We start from the raw sequence: 21,870 nt of genomic DNA on the forward strand, positions 1-21,870 counted from the left end.
TATCATGGGTCAGTTTAAAATTCATTCAAAATTTAAGCCAACTGGAGATCAACCTGAAGCAATAGATAGTATAGTTAAAGGAATCCTTGAAGATAAAAAATATCAAACTTTACTTGGAGTAACAGGATCAGGGAAGACATTTACTATGGCAAATATTATTGAGAGAGTTCAAAGACCAACTTTAATTCTTGCTCATAATAAGACTTTAGCAGCTCAATTATGCTCTGAATTTAAAGAGTTTTTTCCAGAAAATGCTGTTGAGTACTTTGTTTCTTACTACGATTACTATCAACCAGAAGCTTATATGGCTCAAACTGACACCTATATAGAAAAGGATGCATCAATAAATGAGGAGATAGAAAAGCTACGACACTCAGCTACTTCAGCCTTGATAGAAAGACGAGATGTTATAGTTGTGGCTTCTGTATCATGTATATATGGGCTAGGAAATCCAGAGGATTATAGAAAGCTTACTGTATCTTTACGAGAAGGTATGATTAAAGATAGAAATAGTGTTATTAGTCAGCTAGTGGATATTCAATACGAAAGAAATGATATAAATTTTGTAAGAGGAACCTTTAGAGTTAGAGGAGACGTGCTAGATATATTTCCAGCATCATCAACTAATAAAGGGATAAAAGTTGAGTTTTTCGGAGATGAAATAGACAGAATTCGTGAGTTTGATGTATTAACAGGCAATATAATTAGTGGAAGAAAACATGTATCTATATTCCCAGCATCACACTTTGCTACATCAAAGGAAAATTTAGAAAGAGCTATTTCTCAAATTGAATTTGAATTAGAAGAGAGATTAATGGAGCTAAAGGATGAGGATAAGTTATTAGAAGCTCAAAGATTAAAACAACGAACCAATTTTGATATAGAAATGATGAGGGAAGTAGGTTATTGTACTGGAATAGAAAATTATTCTAGAATATTAGATGGAAGAGCAAAAGGAACACCACCACAAACTCTTATTGACTATTTCCCAGATGATTTTCTTTTCTTTGTAGATGAAAGTCATGTTACACTACCACAAATTAAGGCTATGTATGGAGGAGACAGATCTAGAAAAACTTCTTTAGTAGAGTATGGATTTAGACTTCCATCAGCCTATGATAATAGACCACTTAGGTTTGAAGAGTTTGAAGACAAATTAAATCAAGTATTATTTGTAAGTGCTACACCTGGAGTTTATGAGAATGAACATTCTGTAAATATAGCAGAGCAAATAATAAGGCCAACAGGACTTTTAGATCCTGAAATTATAATAAGACCAGTAAAAGGTCAAATTGATGACTTATATGGTGAGATTAATAGAACTACTGAAAGAGGATTTAGAACTTTAGTTACAACTCTTACAAAGAAGATGGCAGAGGATTTAACTAAATATCTAAAAGAGTTAGGAGTAAAAACTACTTACTTACATTCTGATATAATTACTATGGAAAGAATGGAAATAATAAGAGATCTTCGAAGAGGAGATTATGATGTACTAATTGGAATAAATCTTTTAAGAGAAGGGCTAGATATTCCAGAAGTAGCATTAGTTGCTATATTAGATGCAGATAAGGAAGGGTTCTTAAGGAGTGAAACATCTTTAATTCAGACTGTAGGTAGAGCTGCAAGAAATTCAGAAAGTAAAGTAATAATGTATGCTGATAATATGACAAAGTCTATGGAAAAAACTATAAATGAGACCAATAGAAGAAGAAGTATTCAAAAAAAATATAATGATGATCATAATATAGTACCTACGACTATAATTAAGGAAATAAGAGATGTTATAGAAATTTCTACAGTGGCAGAAGATGAATCTTCATATATCAGTGAAGCAAGTAGTGATTTGCTTTTAGATAAGAAGGAATTGACTAAGCATATTACTAAACTAGAAAAAGAAATGAAAGAAGCAGCTAAGGACTTACAATTTGAAAGAGCAGCGATTTTAAGAGATGAGATAGAACGTATGAAGAGAGAATTTAATTTGTAAAGGAGAAATTTATGAGAAATAGTATTTATATAAAAGGTGCAAAAGTACATAACCTTAAAAATGTAGATCTAGAAATACCAAGAGATAAATTTGTTGTTTTTACTGGACTTTCAGGTTCAGGAAAATCTTCTTTAGCCTTTGATACTCTTTATGCAGAAGGACAAAGAAGATATGTAGAATCTCTTTCAGCTTATGCGAGACAGTTTTTAGGCCAAATGAATAAACCGGATGTAGAGTATATCGAAGGTCTATCACCAGCTATATCTATTGACCAAAAAACTACAAGTAAAAATCCAAGATCTACAGTAGGAACAGTAACTGAAATTTATGATTATTTAAGACTACTTTATGCAAAGATAGGTGTACCCCATTGTCCGAAATGTGGCAAGGAGATTACCCAGCAGACTGTAGACCAAATGGTAGATCAGGCAATGGCTCTGCCACCTAGAACTAAGGTTCAAATCTTAGCACCTGTAGTTACAGGGAAAAAAGGAGAACATGTAAAGATCCTTGAGAATATTAAAAAAAATGGATATGTTAGAGCAAGAATTGATGGTGTTCTGGTAGATTTAGAAGATGAAGATATCAAACTAGAGAAGAATAAAAAGCATACCATTGAAATAGTAATAGATAGAGTAGTTATTAAAGAGGGAATTGAATCAAGAATTACAGACTCTTTAGAGTCAGCATTAAAAATAGGTGAAGGTATAGCTATCTTAAATGTAATTGATGGAGAAGATATACTTTTAAGTGAAAAATTTTCATGTGTAAGTTGTGGAATAAGTATTGGTGAAATTGAGCCTAGAATGTTTTCCTTCAATTCTCCCTTTGGAAAGTGTGATGAGTGTGATGGACTTGGGACTTTAATGGAGATAGATGAGGATTTGGTAATTCCAGATAAAAGCAAATCCATATTAGGTGGAGGAATTTTAACTTTAGGTGAAGGTAGTCTAAAGGAGGATTCATGGACTCGTGCCATATTAGAAGCTCTCGCTAAAAAAAGAGGTTTTACTTTAGATACTCCTATAGAAGAACTATCAGAAGAAAATTTAAATTCTGTTTTATATGGAACAAATGGAGAAAAATTACGAATAGAGTATACCAAGGAATTTAAAACTGGTATATATAATTATGCTTATGAAGGTATAATAAATAATTTAAAAAGAAGATATATGGAAACTAACTCAGATTACATAAAGAGAGAAGTAGAAGAGTATATGAGTGATAATCCTTGTCCTAAGTGTAAGGGAAGAAGATTATCTAAAGAAGCTCTATCTGTTACTGTAAGTGGTAAAAATATAAGTGAATTTTGTACTATGTCTATTATAGAAGAACTTGATTTTGTAGACACATTAAAATTATCTAAAAAGGATGAAATTGTAGCAGAACAAGTATTAAAGGAAGTTAAGAGTAGACTTAGTTTTTTAAAGGATGTAGGACTTAGTTATCTTAACTTAAGTAGAGCATCAGGTACTTTATCAGGAGGAGAAGCGCAAAGAATTAGATTAGCAACTCAAATTGGTTCTAGTTTGATGGGGGTTTTATACATTTTAGATGAGCCGAGTATTGGGTTGCATCAAAGAGATAATGATAAATTAATAAAGACTTTAAAGCATCTTAGAGACATAGGAAATACTTTAATTGTAGTTGAACATGACGAAGATACTATGCGAGAAGCGGATTACTTAGTAGATATAGGTCCAGGAGCAGGAGAGCATGGAGGAAAAATAGTAGCTGCAGGTACAGTGAAACATGTGATGAAGTGTAAAGAGTCCATTACAGGTCAATATTTAAGTGGGCATAGAACTATAGATGTGCCTGAAAAATATAGAATTATGGATAAAAATAGAGTTATAAAAGTTAAAGGTGCAAAGGAAAACAATCTAAAAAATATAAGTGTTGAATTTCCATTAGGATTATTTACATCTGTAACAGGAGTTTCAGGGTCAGGGAAAAGTACTTTAGTTAATCAGGTTTTATATAAGGGGTTAAATAGAAAATTAAATGGTTCTAAGAAACTACCAGGAAAACATGAGGAAATTGTAGGTGCTGACCAGATTGATAAGATTATAAATATAGATCAAAGTCCAATAGGAAGAACACCTAGAAGTAATCCTGCTACATATACAGGAGTATTTGATTTAATAAGAGAAATTTTCACTATGGTTCCAGAGGCTAAAAGCAGAGGATATAAACAAGGTAGATTCAGTTTTAATGTTAAAGGTGGAAGATGCGAAGCTTGTAAAGGTGATGGAATAATAAAGATAGAAATGCAATTTTTATCTGATGTCTATGTTGAATGTGAAGTGTGTAAAGGAAAGAGATATAATAGAGAAACATTAGAGGTAAAATACAAAGGAAAAACTATTGCAGATGTTTTAAATATGACTGTAGAGGAAGGGTTAGCTTTCTTTGAAAATATACCTCGTATAAGTAGTAAACTTCAAACTCTTATGGATGTTGGATTATCCTATATAAGATTAGGTCAACCATCAACCACATTATCAGGCGGAGAGGCACAAAGAATAAAGCTTGCCTATGAATTATCTAAAAGAAGTACAGGAAAGACTTTGTATATATTAGATGAACCCACTACTGGATTACACATTGATGATGTTAGTAAACTTATAAAAATTCTCCAAAGACTTGTAGAAGGAGGGAATACTGTAATAGTAATTGAACATAATTTAGATGTAATAAAGTGTTCAGATTATATTATAGACTTAGGACCAGAAGGTGGAGATCAAGGAGGAACTATTATAGTTAAAGGAAATCCTAAAGATGTAATTAAATGTTCTAAATCATATACAGGACAGTACCTAAAAAAGATGATATAATTACTTATAACTAGCATCATAATTTATAATGATGCTAGTTATGTTATATATGTATAAAGGAGTTTTGCTTATGAATATTTTAAAATTCGCATTGAATTTAGGAATAATAGCCATAGTTTATTTTATTATAATCTACGCTTTAAAAATAATGTATACAGATACTAAATCAGTGGGTAAAAGAAGGAATAGAACTAGAAAGGCTACTTCTGGGCTAGAAATAATAGTAGCTGGAGAAAATACAAATCTAAAAAATGGAGGAATACTACCAATAGTAGATAACTTAACTATGGGAAGAAAAAGTGATAATACAGTAATTTTAGATGATAAATATGTTTCTTCTCATCATGTTAAAATTTTCAGAAGAAATAATGAGTATGTGTTGGAAGATTTGGAGAGCACTAACGGAACTAAGGTTAATGATATTAGAATAAAGAATTCCCTTATATTAAAGTCAGGGGATATAATAAAGGTGGGAACTGCTACCTTTAAATTTATGTAGTTATTAGGAGGCAAGTATGAAGGGGATAAAACAAGAAAAAAGAGTGCTTAGATTTACTTATTTGCTTGTAATGGCACTATTTTTTAATGTAGCAATTCTAACTCCAACTATTGATAAGGGTGCAATATTTATAGGAGCAATAATATGTGGTTTATTATGTTATTCGCACTTTGTAATAAGAAGATTTTATCCAGATGGGGATAAATTTATATTATTATTTTCAAATATCCTTGCTGTTATAGGAATTGCTATGATATATAGGTTGGATTTACCCATATCAGGAGGTAGTTATATAGCGGAAGGTACTAGAAGTTTTTTAACAGCGAAGCAAATTATATTTTTTGCTTTAGGTATGACTATGTTTATATTAGTTGTTGTAATACTTCCAGATTTAAAAAGATTTAGTAAGTACAAATATTTGTATCTAATAATAACATTATTATTTATGTCCATGGGTACCTTTTTTGGAAAGGAACAGTTTGGAGCTAAAAACTGGGTAAATTTATTTGGGTTCGGTTTTCAACCTTCTGAGTTTGGAAAAATTGCCTTAGTAGCTTACCTTGCTTCAGCATTAAAGGATTATGAAAAGCCTTCGAAGTTTTGGATTAAGATAGGAAAGGCAATTGGATTTAGGAAAGAAAGCTCATATAAATATATAAGTTTAATAGAGCCTGCTATTGTAATGATGATATCATTGCTATTTATGTTAGCTCAAACAGACTTGGGTTCAGCGCTAATTTTCTTTGCCATAGCACTTACTATGCTTTATATTGCTACATCAAATAAAAAGTATGTAATAATAGCATTACTGTTATTTGTAGTTGGTGGTGTCATAGGATATTACTTGTTTCATCATGTTCAAATAAGGGTTATGATATGGAGAAACCCATGGAAGTATGGATATGATGAAGGACATCAGCTTGTTCAATCCCTTATAGCTATAGCAAATGGTGGATTTTTTGGGGTAGGACTCGGAAATGGATATCCAGGATATATTCCAGTAGTAGAATCTGACTTTATATTTGCGGCTATATGCGAAGAGTTAGGATTACTTATTGGATTTGCAGTTATAATTTTAAACTTTCTATTATTCTATAGATGTATAAGAGCTGCACTTTACATAAAGGATAAGTTCTCAAGATTATTAGCTGTTGGATATAGTACTATGATGGTATCTCAAACACTAGTAATTATTGGTGGTGTAACTGGAGCTATACCTCTTACAGGAATAACTTTGCCTTTTGTTAGTTATGGAGGAAGTTCTATGCTGATAAGTTATCTTTCACTAGGTATAATACAAAAAATATCAGAGGAGAGTAGTAATTATGAATAATCTACAAAAGAACATAAAAAATGTAATGATTGTATTTCTGTTATTATTTATTGCTCTAATCTCTTATATAAGTTATAGTACATTATTTAAAAATCAAATAGCTTTGGATAGTGTTTATAATAAAAGAAATCAAGCGGAGAAAAATAGAGTTATTAGAGGAACTATTTATGACAGAGATATGAATCCTTTAACTACAGGTGAAAAAACAGGGGAGTTTTCTCAAACAAGAAAGTATGTTGGAGGAGTAGCTTTTTCTCATGTGGTTGGTTATAATGATGCTAAGTATGGGGCTAGTGGAATTGAAAAGAAGTTTGATAAAGAACTTTCAGGACAATCAGTAAATTCTATAAAGGATATGTTTTCCAGTAAAAAGGATGAGAATAAAGTTGGAAATCATGTAGTGACTACCTTAAATTCTAAGTTACAACAAAGAGCCTTTGAGGTTTTAGGTAATAGAAAGGGATCAATAGTAGCATTAAATCCTAAGACAGGAGAGGTTCTTGCTATGGTGTCAAAACCAAGTTTTGATGCAAATACAATACAAGAAGACTTTGAAAAGCTGTCACAACAAGAGGATACACCTTTCTTGAATAGAGCAGTTTCAGGTCTTTACCCACCAGGCTCAACCTTTAAAGTTATTACAGCCATAAGTGCTTTAGAGAATATGTCAGATATAACTAATAGAACCTTTAATGATGAGGGAAAAATTAGTTTTAATGAAAGTGAATACCTAGAAAACTATAAAGGGTATGCTTATGGAAGCATTGGACTTAGAACAGCTTTTTTAAAGTCTAGTAATGTGGTATTTGGTACCTTAGCTATGGAGCTTGGAAATGATAATTTAAAGGGAACATCAGAAAAGTTCTTCTTTAATAAAGATATTCCATCAGAAACTCTTACCATTGATAATAGTATTTTTCCAAAATATAAAAGTGATGAGGTTGGTAATATAGCTCAAAGTGGTATAGGACAAAGTGGAGTACTAGCAAGCCCAATAGAAATGGCGTTAGTGGCTAGCACTATAGCTAATAATGGTGTAATGATGGAACCTAATGTAGTAAAGGAAATCATAAGTCCGGAAGGAAAAGTAGTTAAAAACTATGAACAAAAGGAAGCAGCTACAGTTACAACTCCTGAAAATGCAGCATTGCTAAAGGAATATATGAAAGCTGTAGTCAATGAGGGAACTGGTCAGGCAGCAAATTTATGGAAGGTTCAAGTATCAGGAAAGACTGGAACTGCAGACCATGACTCTGGAGATAAGGAGCCACACACTTGGTTTATAGGTTTTGCAGGTTATGATGACCCAGAAATAGCCTTTGCTATAATTGCAGAAGAAGGTGGAAATGATAGCTTTAATGCCAGCGCTATGGCAAAGGAGCTTATGAAAGCTTATTTTAATACAAATTAATATTAAAACTTTTAAAATATAATTATATAATATAACTTATGAGTATTTATCATTGAATTAAAAGTAAAGCTCAATAAGTATTATACTAAAGATGAAACAACTTTTGGATGAAAAGTGAGGTGATTTAATGTTTGATTTTGAATATCATCTAAAAAATCTTCCAGACAATCCTGGAGTTTATTTAATGAGAAATTCTTTGAGAGAAGTAATATATGTAGGAAAAGCAAAAAATCTTAAAAATAGAGTAAGACAATACTTTCAGAATTCTAAAAATCATAGTGAAAAAGTTAGAGCTATGGTTAAGAATATAAGTGAATTTGAGTATATAGTTACAGATTCTGAAGTAGAAGCTTTAATACTAGAATGTAATTTAATTAAAAAGTATAGTCCTAAATATAATATTTTGCTAAAAGATGATAAATATTTTCCGTTTATTAAAATTACAAATGAAGAATTTCCAAGGGTATTAATTACAAGAAATTATGGAAATGATTCATCTAAATATTTTGGACCATATACGGATGGAAGTGCAGTATATACTATAAATGAACTTATAAAGAAGGTATTTCCTCTTAGAACATGTAGAAGAGTTATAAAGGAAGATGGGCCTAAAACAAGGGTTTGTCTTAACTATCATATAAAATTATGTAGTGGACCATGTGAAGGATTAATTTCTAAAGAGGAATATAAAAAAATTATCGATGATGTGGTGGATTTACTTACAGGAAAGGATACAAAGATTACTAGTAAGATTAAGGCTGAAATGGAAGAAGCAGCAGAAAATTTAGATTTTGAAAAAGCGGCTTCTTTAAGAGATAAGTTGATAGCCATAGATAAAATAAATGAAAAGCAAAAGATTATTAGTAATAATTTTGAAAATGAAGATTTTATAGGTATTTCTCAAGATGAAAAAGATAGTTGTATTCAGATATTCTTTTTAAGAGATGGTAAAATCGTTGGAAGAGAAGATTTTATTTTAGACAATACAGGAGTAGAAGAGCCTGCCTATGTCATAGAGGAATTTATTAAAAACTTTTATGGTGGAACTGCTTTTATACCTAAGACTGTATATGTAAGTCATTGTGATGAAATTGATATCTTAGAGCAATGGTTATCTATAAAGAAGGAATATAGAGTGACTATAAAGGTTCCACATAAAGGAGAAAAGAGAAGGACTCTTGATATGGTAGAAAAAAACGCTAGCCATGCTCTCGAAATGTTTAAGATTAAACATAAAGTAGACAAGGAACTTAATAATGTGGCACTTTCTGAAATTCAAGAGGCTCTTGGGATTGAAGATATGCCTAGTAGAATTGAAGCCTATGATATATCTAATATCATGGGAATGGATTCTGTAGGAACCATGGTAGTATTTCAAGATGGAGTAGCTAAAAGTAGTGATTATAGAAGATTTAAAATTAAAACTGTAGAAGGTGCAGACGATTATGGCTCTATGCGAGAGATATTAACAAGGAGATTTACCCATGGATTAGAAGAAATAAGGAAAATAAATAATAATGGTATGGATTTTAAGTCGGGTAAGTTTTCTATTTTTCCTGATTTGATTATGATGGATGGTGGAAAGGGACAAATTAATATAGCACTTCAAGTATTGGAGGAGTTAAATATTAATATACCTGTATGTGGCATGGTGAAGGACGATAAGCATAGAACAAGAGGACTTATTTATAAAAATAAAGAAATTCTGTTAAAGCCATCTTCCAAGGCTATGCTTTTAATAACTAGGATTCAGGATGAAGTTCATAGATTTGCCATTACATATCATAGAACCTTAAGAGATAAACGTACTTTATTTTCTATATTAGATGAAATACCTAAAATAGGAGAAAAGAGAAGGCGTGAACTTCTAAAAAAATTTGGTAGTATTGAAAATATAAAAAAGGCTACCTATGAAGAGTTAATGGCTACACCTTCTATGGATGGGAAAGCTACTGAAAGTATAATTAATTATTTTAAGAAAAATAGTTAATAACCATATGTCAGCATAAAATATTGAATTAGAGTGTTTATACTATTAGTAGGATAGTATACTTAAAATGAAAGAAATATGTAATAACTGTTGATATATATAACCTAAGTATTTTATACTTAATATATAATAATATAGTAAGAGGTATACAATGAAATTAAAGGATAGTTTTATAAGAAGTGTTTTAGATGTAGCAGGGAATGAAAATGTAAAAATAGATGAACTAATGAAGAATCATACTTCTTTTAAGGTAGGTGGACCAGCTGACCTATTAGTTTACCCTTCTAATTATGAAATGGTAAAAGACTTAATTAACATATGCAAGGAAAATAAGGTGGATTATTTCATATTAGGAAATGGATCTAATCTCATAATAAGAGATGGAGGAATAAGAGGAGTAGTCATAAAACTAGGACACATAAATAAAATAGTAGTAGATGAAAATTTAATATCTGCACAATGTGGAGCTAAGTTATATTCAGTTGCAGATCAGGCTTTAAAGAATAGTTTATCAGGGCTAGAATTTGCGTCTGGGATACCAGGATCTATTGGAGGTGCTACTGCAATGAATGCAGGTGCCTATGACGGAGAAATGGCAAAAGTAATTGAAAGTTCATTAGTAATTGATAATGAAGGGACCATTAGAGAATTAAATAAAGAAGAACTAGAATTTGGATATAGGAATAGTGCAATTTTAAAGTATGGATATATAGTTCTGGAAACAAGAATGAGATTGTCTCATGGAGATAAAGCTTTGATCAAAGAAAGAATGGATGATCTAGCAGAAAGAAGAAAAAGTAAGCAACCCTTAGAATATGCATCAGCAGGAAGTACATTTAAAAGACCCGAGGGATATTTTGCAGGTAAGCTTATTCAAGATTCAGGATTAAAGGGTACTAGCGTTGGGGACGCACAGGTATCTGAAAAACATTCAGGATTTATCATAAATAGAGGCAATGCAACGTCAAAGGATATTTTAGATCTTATTGAAGTTGTAAAAGCTAAAGTTTATGAAAAATTTAAGGTTGAATTACACACTGAAGTTAGAGTTATAGGTGAAGATAATTTAACCTAATATAAAAAATAGGGAGATGGGGATATGATTTCAAAAAAAATGGTGGATTATGTTAATGGTAGTTCATTAATCAGAGCTATGTTTGAAGAAGGTAAAAGACTTGCATCAATTTATGGTGCAGAAAATGTTTATGATTTCAGTTTAGGAAATCCAAATCTTGAACCGCCATGCACTGTAAAGGAGGCAATTGTAGATATTTTAAATAATGAACCTAATACTATGGTTCATGGTTACATGAGCAACTCAGGATATGAGGATGTTAGAGAAACTATTGCCAACTCAATTAACAAAAAATTTGATACAAGTTTTACAGAAAAGAATATAGTTATGACTGTAGGTGCAGCAGGTGGTTTAAACGTGATTTTTAAAACTCTCTTAAACCCAGAAGATGAAGTAGTAGTATTTGCACCATATTTTGGTGAATATAGAAGTTATGCAGCTAACTATGATGGAAAGCTTGTAGTAGTATCACCAAACACTACAGATTTTCAACCTAATTTAGATGAGTTTAAAAGTAAAATTACGGATAAGACTAAAGCTGTTATAATTAACTCTCCAAACAATCCTACAGGCGTTGTTTATTCAGAAGAGACTATTATAAAACTTACTAATATCTTAAAAGAGAAACAAAAGGAATTAGGAACTGACATATATCTAATATCAGATGAGCCTTATAGAGAGCTTGTATACGATAACATTCAAGTGCCATATTTAACAAAGTATTATGATAATACAATTGTTGGATATTCCTATAGTAAATCTCTTTCATTACCAGGAGAAAGAATTGGATATTTAGTTATACCAAATGAAGTATCCGATTTTGAAAATGTTGTATCTGCTGCTAATGTAGCTACTCGTATTTTAGGATATGTAAATGCGCCATCACTTTTCCAAAGAGTGATAGCTAGATGTTTAGATGATAAAGTTAATATTGATTTTTATAATAAAAATCGAGAACTACTTTATAGTGAACTTACTTCTTATGGATATAATTGTATAAAACCAGAAGGTGCTTTCTATTTATTTGTTAAATCACCTATAGAGAACGATATTGAATTCTGTAATATGGCAAAAAAATATAATATTTTAATAGTTCCTGGAACTTCTTTTGCTTGTCCAGGATATATTAGAATTGCTTATTGTGTAGCTTATAGTACTATAGAAAATGCCTTACCTGGATTTAAATCATTAATTGAGTCTATAAAATAAATAAATATAAAAATAATATTGTTAATTTTAAAAATTTTATGTGAAAGATATAGGATAAATAAATATTTATCCTATATCTTTTTTAGTAATATAAATTACTATATGATATAATTAATGTGTATAATATATAGATATTAGTGTTAATTTTTATTAAAAATATTAATTTAAAAGAAGTATAATTTTAAATTAAAATAAGATTAAATTTAAAAGTTTTACTGGAATTAAATATGCAAAAGAGGTGTGATAGAATGAAATTTTTGATAGTTACAGGTATGTCAGGAGCAGGTAAGACACAAGCAATAAGATCACTTGAGGATTTAGGGTTTTACTGTGTAGATAATTTACCACCAACCCTTATAATAAAATTTGCTGAAGTATGTTTTAAAACTGAAGGTAAAATAGATAAAATTGCCATAGTAGTAGATATTAGAGGGAGAACATTTTTTGATGACTTATTAGGTAGTTTGTCCACTCTTGATAAAGAAGGTTATCTATATGAAGTATTATACCTTGAAGCTACAGATGAAACCTTAGTTAAAAGATATAAAGAATCAAGAAGAAAACATCCTCTTGCACCAGATGGAAGGATTATTAATGGTATAAGTATAGAAAAGAAAAAACTAAAAGGAATAAGGGAAAGGGCTAGTAAAATAATAAACACATCAAAACTAACTAATAAAGAGCTAAATGAAGAAATAACTATGGCCTATGGAGATGAAGGTCAAATTGAAAGTCCTTTACTTATTAATGTAATATCCTTTGGATTTAAATATGGAATACCTTTAGATGCGGATTTAGTTATGGATGTAAGATTTATTCCTAATCCATATTATATTGCTGATCTAAAGCCTTTTAGCGGCCTAGATAAGCCGGTAAAAGATTATGTATTATCTAAAGTTGAAACACAGCAATTTGTAGAAAAATTTATAGATATGCTTAAATTTTTAATCCCTAATTATAAAATAGAAGGAAAAAGACAATTGATTGTTGCTATTGGTTGTACAGGAGGTAGACATCGTTCTGTAGCTATTGCAAATAAAGTATATGAGACTTTAAATCATAATGGTAATAGTGTAACTATAGATCATAGAGATATAAATGAGGATGTAAGTAGAGGAGCTGGAAAGCGATGAAGCTTAAGGACGGGTTAATGCCTGGTGTGGGAATTAAGAGGTGGATATGCCAAATTATTTTAGGTGTATTTTTAATTTCCTACTCTATAATTGAGCTTATAAGAAGATGGGGTGAAGGTATTTCTATTAAAATATTTTTAGTAGCAATACTAGTTTTAGGGTGTGTATTGACCTATATAAGTTTAGAGAAGTATACTAAAAAAGTAATAGATATAATAAAGTTTGAAGCCTTGAATTTTTCTATGGGAAAGAAAAATTTTGACGATGATTTTTTTAAAAATAGTATATTAGTAAAGGGTCCTAAGGTGGTAGTTATTGGAGGTGGAACAGGGCTCTCCAATATGCTTAGTGGACTAAAAAGATATACCACTAATATAACCGCAGTAGTTACAGTGGCTGATGATGGAGGTGGTTCTGGAGTACTGAGGCAAGATTTAGGAATGTTACCACCAGGAGATATTCGTAACTGCATAATAGCTTTAGCAGATACTGAACCTTTGATGGAACAGCTCTTTAGGTATAGATTTAAGGATGGTTCTTTAGAAAATCAAAGTTTTGGTAATTTATTCTTAGCTGCTATGAATGGGATTTCCGATAATTTTTTAGAGGCAATTAAAAAAACTAGTGAGGTTTTAGCAGTAACAGGAAAAGTACTGCCTGTTACTCTAGAAAATGTGCAATTATATGCAAAACTAAAAAATGGAGACATAATAAAAGGAGAATCCTCAATACCTACTGAGAGCTTAAATAGAAAATCACCTATAGATAGAGTATTTATAGAGCCTAAAGATGCTAAGGGGGTTCAAGAGGCCGTTGATGCTATAAGAGATGCTGATGCAGTTATATTAGGTCCAGGAAGTGTGTATACTAGTATAATCCCTAATCTAATGGTAGGTGATATAAGAGAGGCTGTAAAGGCCACTAAAGCATTAAAGATTTATGTATCAAATATAATGACTCAACCAGGTGAGAGTGATAACTTTAGTGTTCAAGATCATATAAGAGCTATAATGAAACATTGCCAAGGTATGCCTATTGATTATGCTATTGTAAATAAAGGACTCTCAAAGGAAGAAGAAAATATAAAAGAAAGATACTTACAAAAAGGCTCAACCTTTGTTCAACTTGACCATGGTGACAAAGATAAGCTAAATGTAAAATATATAGAATTTGATATGATAAAGATTAAAAAAGAACTCATAAGACATGATGAGGATAAACTTGCTAAAATACTTATAGAAACTATATTAAAGAAAAAAATGATTAATGATGAGAAAAGAATTTTTGAATATATATATTTATCACAGAGATTAAGAAGAGAAAAAAAGGATAGGGAGTAGAGAAATGTCATTTTCACTAAAGGTAAAAAATGAAGTATGTAGAAATAGTGAATTATCTAAAGATGAAATAGCTGCCCAATTATCAGCTATAATGAAGTCAAGTGGAACATTGGGTTTTGGATTTAACAGATCTATTACTTTTAAGATAGTAACTGAAAATCCAGCTATAGCAAGATGGATTTTTAAGAATTTAAAAGATTTCTATGATATTCACACTAAATTATTAGTAAAGAAAAGCAATTCGTTAAAGAAAAATAATATATATATGGTTTTAATACCAGAAGAAGTAGATGTAAAGGGACTCCTTCAAGAATTGGGAATAATAGAAAAGGATGGCTTATTTAATATACACTACGGAGTACCTAGTGAAGTTATAAAAAATGAAAATTGTAAGAGAGCATATATAAAGGGAGCTTTTTTAGGGGGAGGAAGTATTAGTAACCCAGAGAAAACTTACCATCTAGAGTTTGTAACTCATGATCAAGATTATGCCAATGAACTTAGTGATCTTATTAACAGTTATAAGCTTAATTCTAAAGTAATACAAAGGAAAAATAGTTTTGTAATATATTTAAAAGAGGGAGAGCAAATAGTAGATCTTTTGAATATAATAGGTGCACATAATGCATTATTAGAGCTTGAAAATATAAGAATCATGAAGGAAATGAGAAATAATGTAAATAGAATTGTTAACTGTGAAACTGCAAATCTTAGTAAAACTGTTAATGCAGCTGTAAGACAGGTGGAAAGTATAAAGCTTATTGAAAGTGAAATTGGACTTGATAGGCTACCTAAAAATTTAAAGGAAGTAGCTAAATTGAGGCTTGCCTTCCCAGATGAATCATTAAAGGAGTTAGGAGCTATGTTAAATCCGCCTGTAGGAAAATCAGGAGTAAATCATCGTCTTAGACGAATTGAAAAAATAGCTGATGAGCTTAGGAAAGAGGGTAGATAGGCATGTCAAAACATGAAGAAATAATTAAATATATTCTATCCTTAGATATAAATACTAAGATATCTGTTAGAGGAATTAGTAGTAAATTAGGTGTCAGTGAAGGAACGGCATATAGAGCAATAAAAGAGTGTGAATCTATAGGAATTGTCAATACAATTCCTAGGGTTGGTACAGTAAGAGTAGAAAAGTTAGAAAAAAAGAATATTGACAAGATATCCTTTAGGGAAATTGTAAACATGGTAGATGGAACCTTAATTGGTGGTAAGGGTGGAGAGAATAATTTTCTTGAAAGATTTATAATAGGAGCCATGGAAGTTGAAACCATTAAGAGATACATAAGCCCAGGTTCGTTACTTATAGTAGGAAATAGAGAAAAAGCTCAAAGACTAGCTCTTGAAAATCAATGTGCTGTGCTTATCACTGGGGGCTTTCAATGTAGTGATGAAATAAAGACTCTAGCAGATAAAACAAATTTGCCTGTAATATCCTGTACCTATGATACCTTTACTGTTGCAAGCATGATAAATAAGGCTATATATGAAAATAATGTTAAGAAGGAAATTGTATTAGTAGAAGATGTTATGGATAAAAATCCAGAATACTTAAATGTATGGGACAAGATTAAAGCATTAAAAGAATTATCAGAGAAAACTAGGCATGAAAGATTTCCAGTTTTAGATGAGGAATCTAGAGTTATAGGTCTTGTAAGTATAACTCAAATAAATAATCATGATGACAATGAGATCGTAAATACCATTATGACAAAGAATCCTATTGTGTTAAACCCTACAAGCACAGTTGCCTATGCAGCACATATCATGGCTTGGGATGGAATTCAAATATGCCCAGTGGTATATAAAAAGAAATTAATAGGTATAATTTCCAGAGGAGATGTAATAAAGGCATTACAAATAGTTACAAGACAGCCTCATGTAGGTCATACTATGGATGATTTAATTTTAAAGAATTTTGAATTTGAGTCTAGTAAGAATAAGATGCATTTCTGGGGAGAAATTGTGCCTGAAATGCTTGACTCTATAGGTACTGCATCATGGAATGCATTAAATATGCTTTTATCAACTATGGGAACTATGGTATTAAGACAAAATGGTATTACAAATGTAGCTATAGATAGTTTCACATCTTATTTTACTAAGCCAGTTCAAATGGGTAGGATAATTGATGTATATTCTGAAGTAATAGATAGAGGAAGATATTATTCAAAGGTAGAAGTAACAATGTATAATCAAAATAAAGAGATTATGGCGAAGGCTATGCTATCAGCCAAGGTACTAAAAAATAATTAAATAAAATAGGTTAATGTATAGGGGGTAAAAAGTTGTTTACACATGTGGTTTTATTTAAATTAAAAGAAAATACAAGTGAAAACGTAAAGTTTGTAGCAAATACTCTTAAAGCTATGGAAGGAAAAATACCTGAGCTTAAGGAGATAGAAGTAGGAATAGATGAGCTTCATACGGATAGATCTTTTGATGTATGTCTTATAACTAGATTTGATTCTGTAGATGACATGAATGAATATCAGATACATCCATATCATGTTAATGAAGTTTTAGGTAAAATTAAGCCCTATATTGAGGTTTCCAAAGTGGCTGACTATATTAAATAAAGTGTTATTTTAAAGATAAAAAGAACTCTGTTTATCATGGAATGTCTCAAAATCATTAATTTTTAGTTCAGTTTTATAGATAAATTACTGGGACTAAAAAGATTAATTATATAAGACATTCCATTTTTGAGAATGTTACAAAACATATGTGTGTATAATTACTTAATAGTTGATAATTTTAAGTAAAAAGAGGTGTTTTAATGAAGGGGAAGATTAGAAACATTATAAGTATACTTTTAATTTTAGTGGGGATTGGATTATTACTGTTTGCTGTTAGAGGAAAGTGGGAAACAAAAAAAGTTCAAGATCAGCTTTATGACAAATTTGTATCAGAAGAAAAGCAAGAAGTTAATCATGAAAAAAATAAGAATAGTAAGGAAGAAAAACTTCCTTATATAGATATGGTAAATCCAATTGCAGTTTTAGAAATACCAAAAATAAATTTGAAAGTAGTAGTAGCAGAAGGTACTGAGGATGAAATAATAAAATATGCAGTAGGACATTTTAAGGATACTGCTATGCCAGGGGATATGGGTAACTTTGCACTAGCAGGACATAGAAACTATGATACAGGAGAATTTTTTCTAAGACTAAACAAATTAGAAGTTAATGATGATATAATAGTATCTACTCATGATAAGACCTTTACTTATAAAGTTACAGAGAGCTTTACAGTTGCTCCAGAAGACACCTATGTTTTAGATAAAAGTGAGGATGCAACAATAACCCTTGTAACATGTACTTATGATGGTAAGGACAGATTAATAGTAAGAGGTAAGTTAGAAACATAATATAAAAATAAGTATTTTAAAAGAAATTAGTTTTGTTACCAAGGATGCAGGGGGTGAAAATATGAAGGATTTTGTACATCTGCATGTGCATACAGAGTATAGTCTCTTAGATGGTTCAGGGAAAATATCTAAACTTATTAAAAGAACTAAGGAATTAGGTATGAAAGCTATTGCTATTACTGATCATGGAACTATGTATGGTGCAGTAGATTTTTATAAAGAAGCTATAGAAAATGGGATAAAACCCATAATTGGATGTGAAATATATGTGGCAGGAAAATCAATGTACATTAAAGAACCTCAAAAAGACAATGATACCTATCACTTAGTTTTGTTAGTTAAAAATCAGGTAGGTTATGAAAATCTAATGAAAATAGTATCTACTGCTTCTATAGAGGGTTTTTATTATAAACCAAGAGTAGACTATGAATTTTTAAAGGAAAATTCTGAAGGATTAATTGCTACTAGTGCTTGCTTAGGTGGTGAGGTTCAAAAAAATTTACTTAGAGATAATAAAGAAAAGGCCAAGGAAGTTGCTTTAAAATATAAGGAAATATTTAAAGATGATTTTTATTTAGAATTACAATACCATGGAATTTCCCAGCAGTTACAAGTGAATGAAATGTTATTAGAATTGTCTAAGGAATGTGATATCCCATTAGTATGTACTAATGATACTCACTATATAAACGAAGAAGATAGTAAATCACACGATGTATTACTTTGTATTCAAACAGGTAAAACAGTAGAAGATAAAACTAGGATGAGATATCCTTCAAATCAATTTTATCTTAAGTCACCTGAAGAAATGTATGAGACTTTTTCTTATATACCAGAGGCTATGGAAAACACGCTAAAGATAGCAGAAAAGTGTGATTTTGATTATAAATTTCATGAATCTAAGTTACCTAAATTTCCTTTGCCTGAGGGGATAGATCCCTTTGAATATCTTAGAGAAAATTGCTATAAGGGACTTATTGAAAGATATGAAGTATTCTCAGCTTTAAATGGAGTATTGGATGAAGAAAAAGTAAATAAAATAAGAGAAGAAAATGAAGAAGGAAAACTTCTGTGCAATAGATTAGATTATGAGTTAGGAATAATCAAGAAAATGGGATATGTTGATTATTTTCTAATTGTTTGGGATTTTATAAAATATGCCAATGAAAATGGAATTCCTACAGGACCGGGAAGAGGTTCAGCAGCAGGAGCTATAGTTGCATATACCTTAGGAATAACCAAAATAGATCCAATAAAGTATGCTTTACTTTTTGAGAGATTTCTTAATCCAGAAAGGGTAAGTATGCCTGATATTGACTCAGACTTTTGCTATGAAGGGCGTCAAAGGGTAATTGATTATGTAGTTGATAAGTATGGAGAAAATAATGTATCACAGATAATTACCTTTGGAACCATGGCACCAAGGGCATGCATCAGGGATGTAGGAAGAGCAATGAATTACTCCTATGCTGAGGTAGATAAAATTGCAAAGATGATCCCTTCAGTATTAAATATAACTATAGACAAATCATTGGAGATGAATAGTGAGCTACAAGAACTTTATGATGTAGATGAGAGAGTACGTGAACTTATAGATGTAGCTAGAGATTTAGAAGGGTTACCAAGACACTCATCTACCCATGCTGCTGGAGTAGTTATAGCATCCCATCCTTTAGTAGAATATGTTCCATTACAAAAGAATGAAGGTATGATAGTAACTCAGTTTACCATGGGTACATTAGAAGAATTAGGACTTTTGAAGATGGATTTCTTAGGATTAAGAACTCTTACAGTAATGGATGAAGCTATTAAGAATATATGGGAAAATCAAGGTATAAAAATAGATATAGATCATATAGACTTTGGAGATTCAAAGGTTTATCAGATGATTGGAGAAGGAAAAACAGTAGGTGTATTCCAGTTAGAATCTGCAGGAATGACTTCCTTCATGAGAGATCTAAAACCAGACTGCTTTGAGGATATCATAGCAGGAATAAGTCTTTATAGACCAGGTCCAATGGCAGAAATTCCAAAATACATTGAAGGAAAAAGAAATCCAGACAAAGTTCAATATGTAACTCCACAATTAGAAGGAATACTAGATGTGACATATGGGGTAATGGTGTATCAGGAACAAGTAATGCAAATAGTTAGAGATCTTGGAGGGTATTCCCTTGGAAGAAGTGACCTTGTGAGACGTGCCATGTCGAAGAAGAAACATAAGGTCATGGAAGAAGAGAGAAAAAACTTTGTTCATGGAATAGTAGATGAAGAGGGAAAGATTGTAGTACCTGGATGTATTCGAAATGGAATTACAGAAGAAGCAGCTAATAAGATATTTGATCAGATGATGGATTTTGCATCCTATGCTTTTAATAAGAGTCACGCTGCAGCTTATGCAGTAGTTGGATATCAAACAGCATATTTAATGTATTATTACCCAGCAGAATTTATAGCTGCCATGCTTAATAGTATAATGGGAAACAATGAAAAGGTAGCATACTACATTAGGTTTGCAGAAGAAATAGGAATAAAGGTACTTCCACCAGACATAAATGAAAGCTTTAGTAAGTTTACAGTACAAGGTAACACTATAAGATTTGGTCTTTCAGCTATAAAAAATGTTGGAGTAAATGTTATAGAATCAATAGTGGAAAGACGTAAGGAAAAAGGGAAATTTAAGAGCTTTAGCGATTTTTGTAACAAGATTGATTCTGGAGCAGTAAATAAGAGAGCTGTAGAGAGTCTTATAAAAGTTGGAGCTTTTGATAGTTTAGGAATATACAGATCTAAATTAATAGCTGTATTTGAGAAAATTTTAGATGGAATAAACAATGAAAGAAAGAGAAATGTCCCAGGACAAATAAGTCTATTTCAAGGAGCTGAGGATGAAGATAGTGCCTTTAAGATAGTTTATCCAGAAATTCAAGAATTTAATAAAAAGTATTTATTAGCTATGGAAAAAGAAATGACAGGAATATATTTATCAGGCCATCCACTAGATGATTATGAGAAGACTTTAAAACATGTAACCACTCATAAGATATCAGACTTAGTTTTAGCAGATACTTTAGAAGATGGAAGTACAGGTGTAGAAGGTCTTATTAGCGAGAGAGTTTCAAAGGTAAAGGATAAACAAAAAGTAATTTTAGGGGGACTTTTAACATCAGTTTCTAAAAAAATTACAAGAAATAATCAGGCTATGGCCTTTGCCACCTTAGAGGATTTATTTGGAACAATAGAACTAGTCATATTTCCAAAGACATTTTCAGCTTGTAGAGAATTTGTTGAGGAGGATGAAATAATCACTGTGGAAGGACGTATAGCCCTGGAAGAAGAAGAACAACCTAAAATATTATGTGAAAAAATATCGCCATTAGTTAAAGTGAGTGCAGATAAGATATATATAAGGGTTGAAGATGATAGCAAGCTAAATAGTGCAATGAAGCTTATAAGAGACAATTTTATGGGGGAATTTGGTTCAGCACCAACCTACTTATTTGCTGCTAATACGAAGAAAAAATATCTTATAAATAAAAATAGTTGGCTTAATAATGATTATGAAACTACATCTAAATTGAGAGAAATCTTTGGGGATGATAATATTAAAGTTTTAGAAGAATAAGGCTAATAATATAAGTTTTTTTGAAAATTCTGTCAACGATTTTTGACTTTGT

Annotated in this window: 15 protein-coding genes; all 15 read left to right on the forward strand. The window is 30.9% G+C overall.

From position 1 onward, the window contains the following. Positions 1 to 4: 4 nt before the first annotated feature. The 15 genes from uvrB (at position 5) to B3J31_RS05795 (ending at position 21,818) form a co-directional block, all read left to right on the forward strand. Entirely contained in the window at positions 5 to 1,990 is a 1,986-nt protein-coding gene (gene uvrB, locus B3J31_RS05725) for an excinuclease ABC subunit UvrB (protein WP_346873752.1), read from the forward strand. An 11-nt stretch (positions 1,991 to 2,001) separates the two neighbouring features. Continuing rightward, positions 2,002 to 4,827: an excinuclease ABC subunit UvrA gene (uvrA, locus tag B3J31_RS05730; protein ID WP_346873753.1), complete on the forward strand. Its 2,826-nt coding sequence runs from the start codon at positions 2,002 to 2,004 to the stop codon at positions 4,825 to 4,827. A gap of 70 nt (positions 4,828 to 4,897) precedes the next feature. Next, on the forward strand, positions 4,898 to 5,326 hold the full coding sequence (locus B3J31_RS05735) for an FHA domain-containing protein (RefSeq protein ID WP_035132164.1): 429 nt from the start codon (positions 4,898 to 4,900) through the stop codon (positions 5,324 to 5,326). Between the two features lie 16 nt (positions 5,327 to 5,342). Then, a complete protein-coding gene (locus B3J31_RS05740; RefSeq protein ID WP_150841622.1) occupies positions 5,343 to 6,659 on the forward strand; it encodes an FtsW/RodA/SpoVE family cell cycle protein in 1,317 nt (438 codons plus the stop codon). Further along, complete coding sequence (locus B3J31_RS05745) at positions 6,652 to 8,070, forward strand: peptidoglycan D,D-transpeptidase FtsI family protein (protein ID WP_346873754.1); 1,419 nt, start codon at positions 6,652 to 6,654, stop codon at positions 8,068 to 8,070. The genes B3J31_RS05740 and B3J31_RS05745 overlap by 8 nt, the downstream gene beginning before the upstream one ends. A 127-nt stretch (positions 8,071 to 8,197) precedes the next feature. Next, complete coding sequence (gene uvrC, locus B3J31_RS05750) at positions 8,198 to 10,060, forward strand: excinuclease ABC subunit UvrC (protein ID WP_346873755.1); 1,863 nt, start codon at positions 8,198 to 8,200, stop codon at positions 10,058 to 10,060. A gap of 151 nt (positions 10,061 to 10,211) precedes the next feature. Continuing rightward, positions 10,212 to 11,135, forward strand: coding sequence for a UDP-N-acetylmuramate dehydrogenase (murB, locus tag B3J31_RS05755; RefSeq protein WP_346873756.1), 924 nt, complete (start codon positions 10,212 to 10,214; stop codon positions 11,133 to 11,135). 24 nt (positions 11,136 to 11,159) lie between these two features. Next, a complete protein-coding gene (locus B3J31_RS05760) occupies positions 11,160 to 12,344 on the forward strand; it encodes a pyridoxal phosphate-dependent aminotransferase (protein ID WP_346873757.1) in 1,185 nt (394 codons plus the stop codon). A gap of 248 nt (positions 12,345 to 12,592) precedes the next feature. Beyond that, complete coding sequence (gene rapZ, locus B3J31_RS05765; RefSeq protein ID WP_346847672.1) at positions 12,593 to 13,477, forward strand: RNase adapter RapZ; 885 nt, start codon at positions 12,593 to 12,595, stop codon at positions 13,475 to 13,477. Continuing rightward, positions 13,474 to 14,817 (forward strand): gluconeogenesis factor YvcK family protein, encoded by a 1,344-nt coding sequence (locus tag B3J31_RS05770; RefSeq protein WP_346847671.1) that lies wholly within the window; start codon positions 13,474 to 13,476, stop codon positions 14,815 to 14,817. The genes rapZ and B3J31_RS05770 overlap by 4 nt, the downstream gene beginning before the upstream one ends. 4 nt (positions 14,818 to 14,821) lie before the next feature. Continuing rightward, complete coding sequence (gene whiA, locus B3J31_RS05775) at positions 14,822 to 15,772, forward strand: DNA-binding protein WhiA (protein ID WP_346847670.1); 951 nt, start codon at positions 14,822 to 14,824, stop codon at positions 15,770 to 15,772. Between the two features lie 2 nt (positions 15,773 to 15,774). Beyond that, on the forward strand, positions 15,775 to 17,079 hold the full coding sequence (locus tag B3J31_RS05780) for a DRTGG domain-containing protein (RefSeq protein ID WP_346847669.1): 1,305 nt from the start codon (positions 15,775 to 15,777) through the stop codon (positions 17,077 to 17,079). A gap of 32 nt (positions 17,080 to 17,111) precedes the next feature. Beyond that, entirely contained in the window at positions 17,112 to 17,402 is a 291-nt protein-coding gene (locus B3J31_RS05785) for a Dabb family protein (RefSeq protein ID WP_346873758.1), read from the forward strand. A gap of 200 nt (positions 17,403 to 17,602) precedes the next feature. After that, complete coding sequence (locus tag B3J31_RS05790) at positions 17,603 to 18,193, forward strand: class D sortase (RefSeq protein ID WP_346873759.1); 591 nt, start codon at positions 17,603 to 17,605, stop codon at positions 18,191 to 18,193. Between the two features lie 61 nt (positions 18,194 to 18,254). After that, positions 18,255 to 21,818: a DNA polymerase III subunit alpha gene (locus B3J31_RS05795; RefSeq protein ID WP_346873760.1), complete on the forward strand. Its 3,564-nt coding sequence runs from the start codon at positions 18,255 to 18,257 to the stop codon at positions 21,816 to 21,818. Positions 21,819 to 21,870 lie beyond the last annotated feature (52 nt).

Origin of the sequence: Clostridium sp. UBA5988, from assembly GCF_002435615.1 — a bacterium.
Taxonomy (GTDB): Bacteria; Bacillota; Clostridia; order Clostridiales; family Clostridiaceae; genus Clostridium_J; species Clostridium_J sulfidigenes.

Coding starts and splice junctions, on each gene's coding strand:
- B3J31_RS05740 (WP_150841622.1), top strand. CDS start 5,343: ATGAAGGGGATAAAACAAGAAAAAAGAGTGCTTAGATTTACTTATTTG.
- rapZ (WP_346847672.1), top strand. CDS start 12,593: ATGAAATTTTTGATAGTTACAGGTATGTCAGGAGCAGGTAAGACACAA.
- B3J31_RS05735 (WP_035132164.1), top strand. CDS start 4,898: ATGAATATTTTAAAATTCGCATTGAATTTAGGAATAATAGCCATAGTT.
- B3J31_RS05745 (WP_346873754.1), top strand. CDS start 6,652: ATGAATAATCTACAAAAGAACATAAAAAATGTAATGATTGTATTTCTG.
- uvrB (WP_346873752.1), top strand. CDS start 5: ATGGGTCAGTTTAAAATTCATTCAAAATTTAAGCCAACTGGAGATCAA.
- uvrC (WP_346873755.1), top strand. CDS start 8,198: ATGTTTGATTTTGAATATCATCTAAAAAATCTTCCAGACAATCCTGGA.
- B3J31_RS05790 (WP_346873759.1), top strand. CDS start 17,603: ATGAAGGGGAAGATTAGAAACATTATAAGTATACTTTTAATTTTAGTG.
- murB (WP_346873756.1), top strand. CDS start 10,212: ATGAAATTAAAGGATAGTTTTATAAGAAGTGTTTTAGATGTAGCAGGG.
- whiA (WP_346847670.1), top strand. CDS start 14,822: ATGTCATTTTCACTAAAGGTAAAAAATGAAGTATGTAGAAATAGTGAA.
- B3J31_RS05770 (WP_346847671.1), top strand. CDS start 13,474: ATGAAGCTTAAGGACGGGTTAATGCCTGGTGTGGGAATTAAGAGGTGG.
- B3J31_RS05780 (WP_346847669.1), top strand. CDS start 15,775: ATGTCAAAACATGAAGAAATAATTAAATATATTCTATCCTTAGATATA.
- B3J31_RS05795 (WP_346873760.1), top strand. CDS start 18,255: ATGAAGGATTTTGTACATCTGCATGTGCATACAGAGTATAGTCTCTTA.
- uvrA (WP_346873753.1), top strand. CDS start 2,002: ATGAGAAATAGTATTTATATAAAAGGTGCAAAAGTACATAACCTTAAA.
- B3J31_RS05760 (WP_346873757.1), top strand. CDS start 11,160: ATGATTTCAAAAAAAATGGTGGATTATGTTAATGGTAGTTCATTAATC.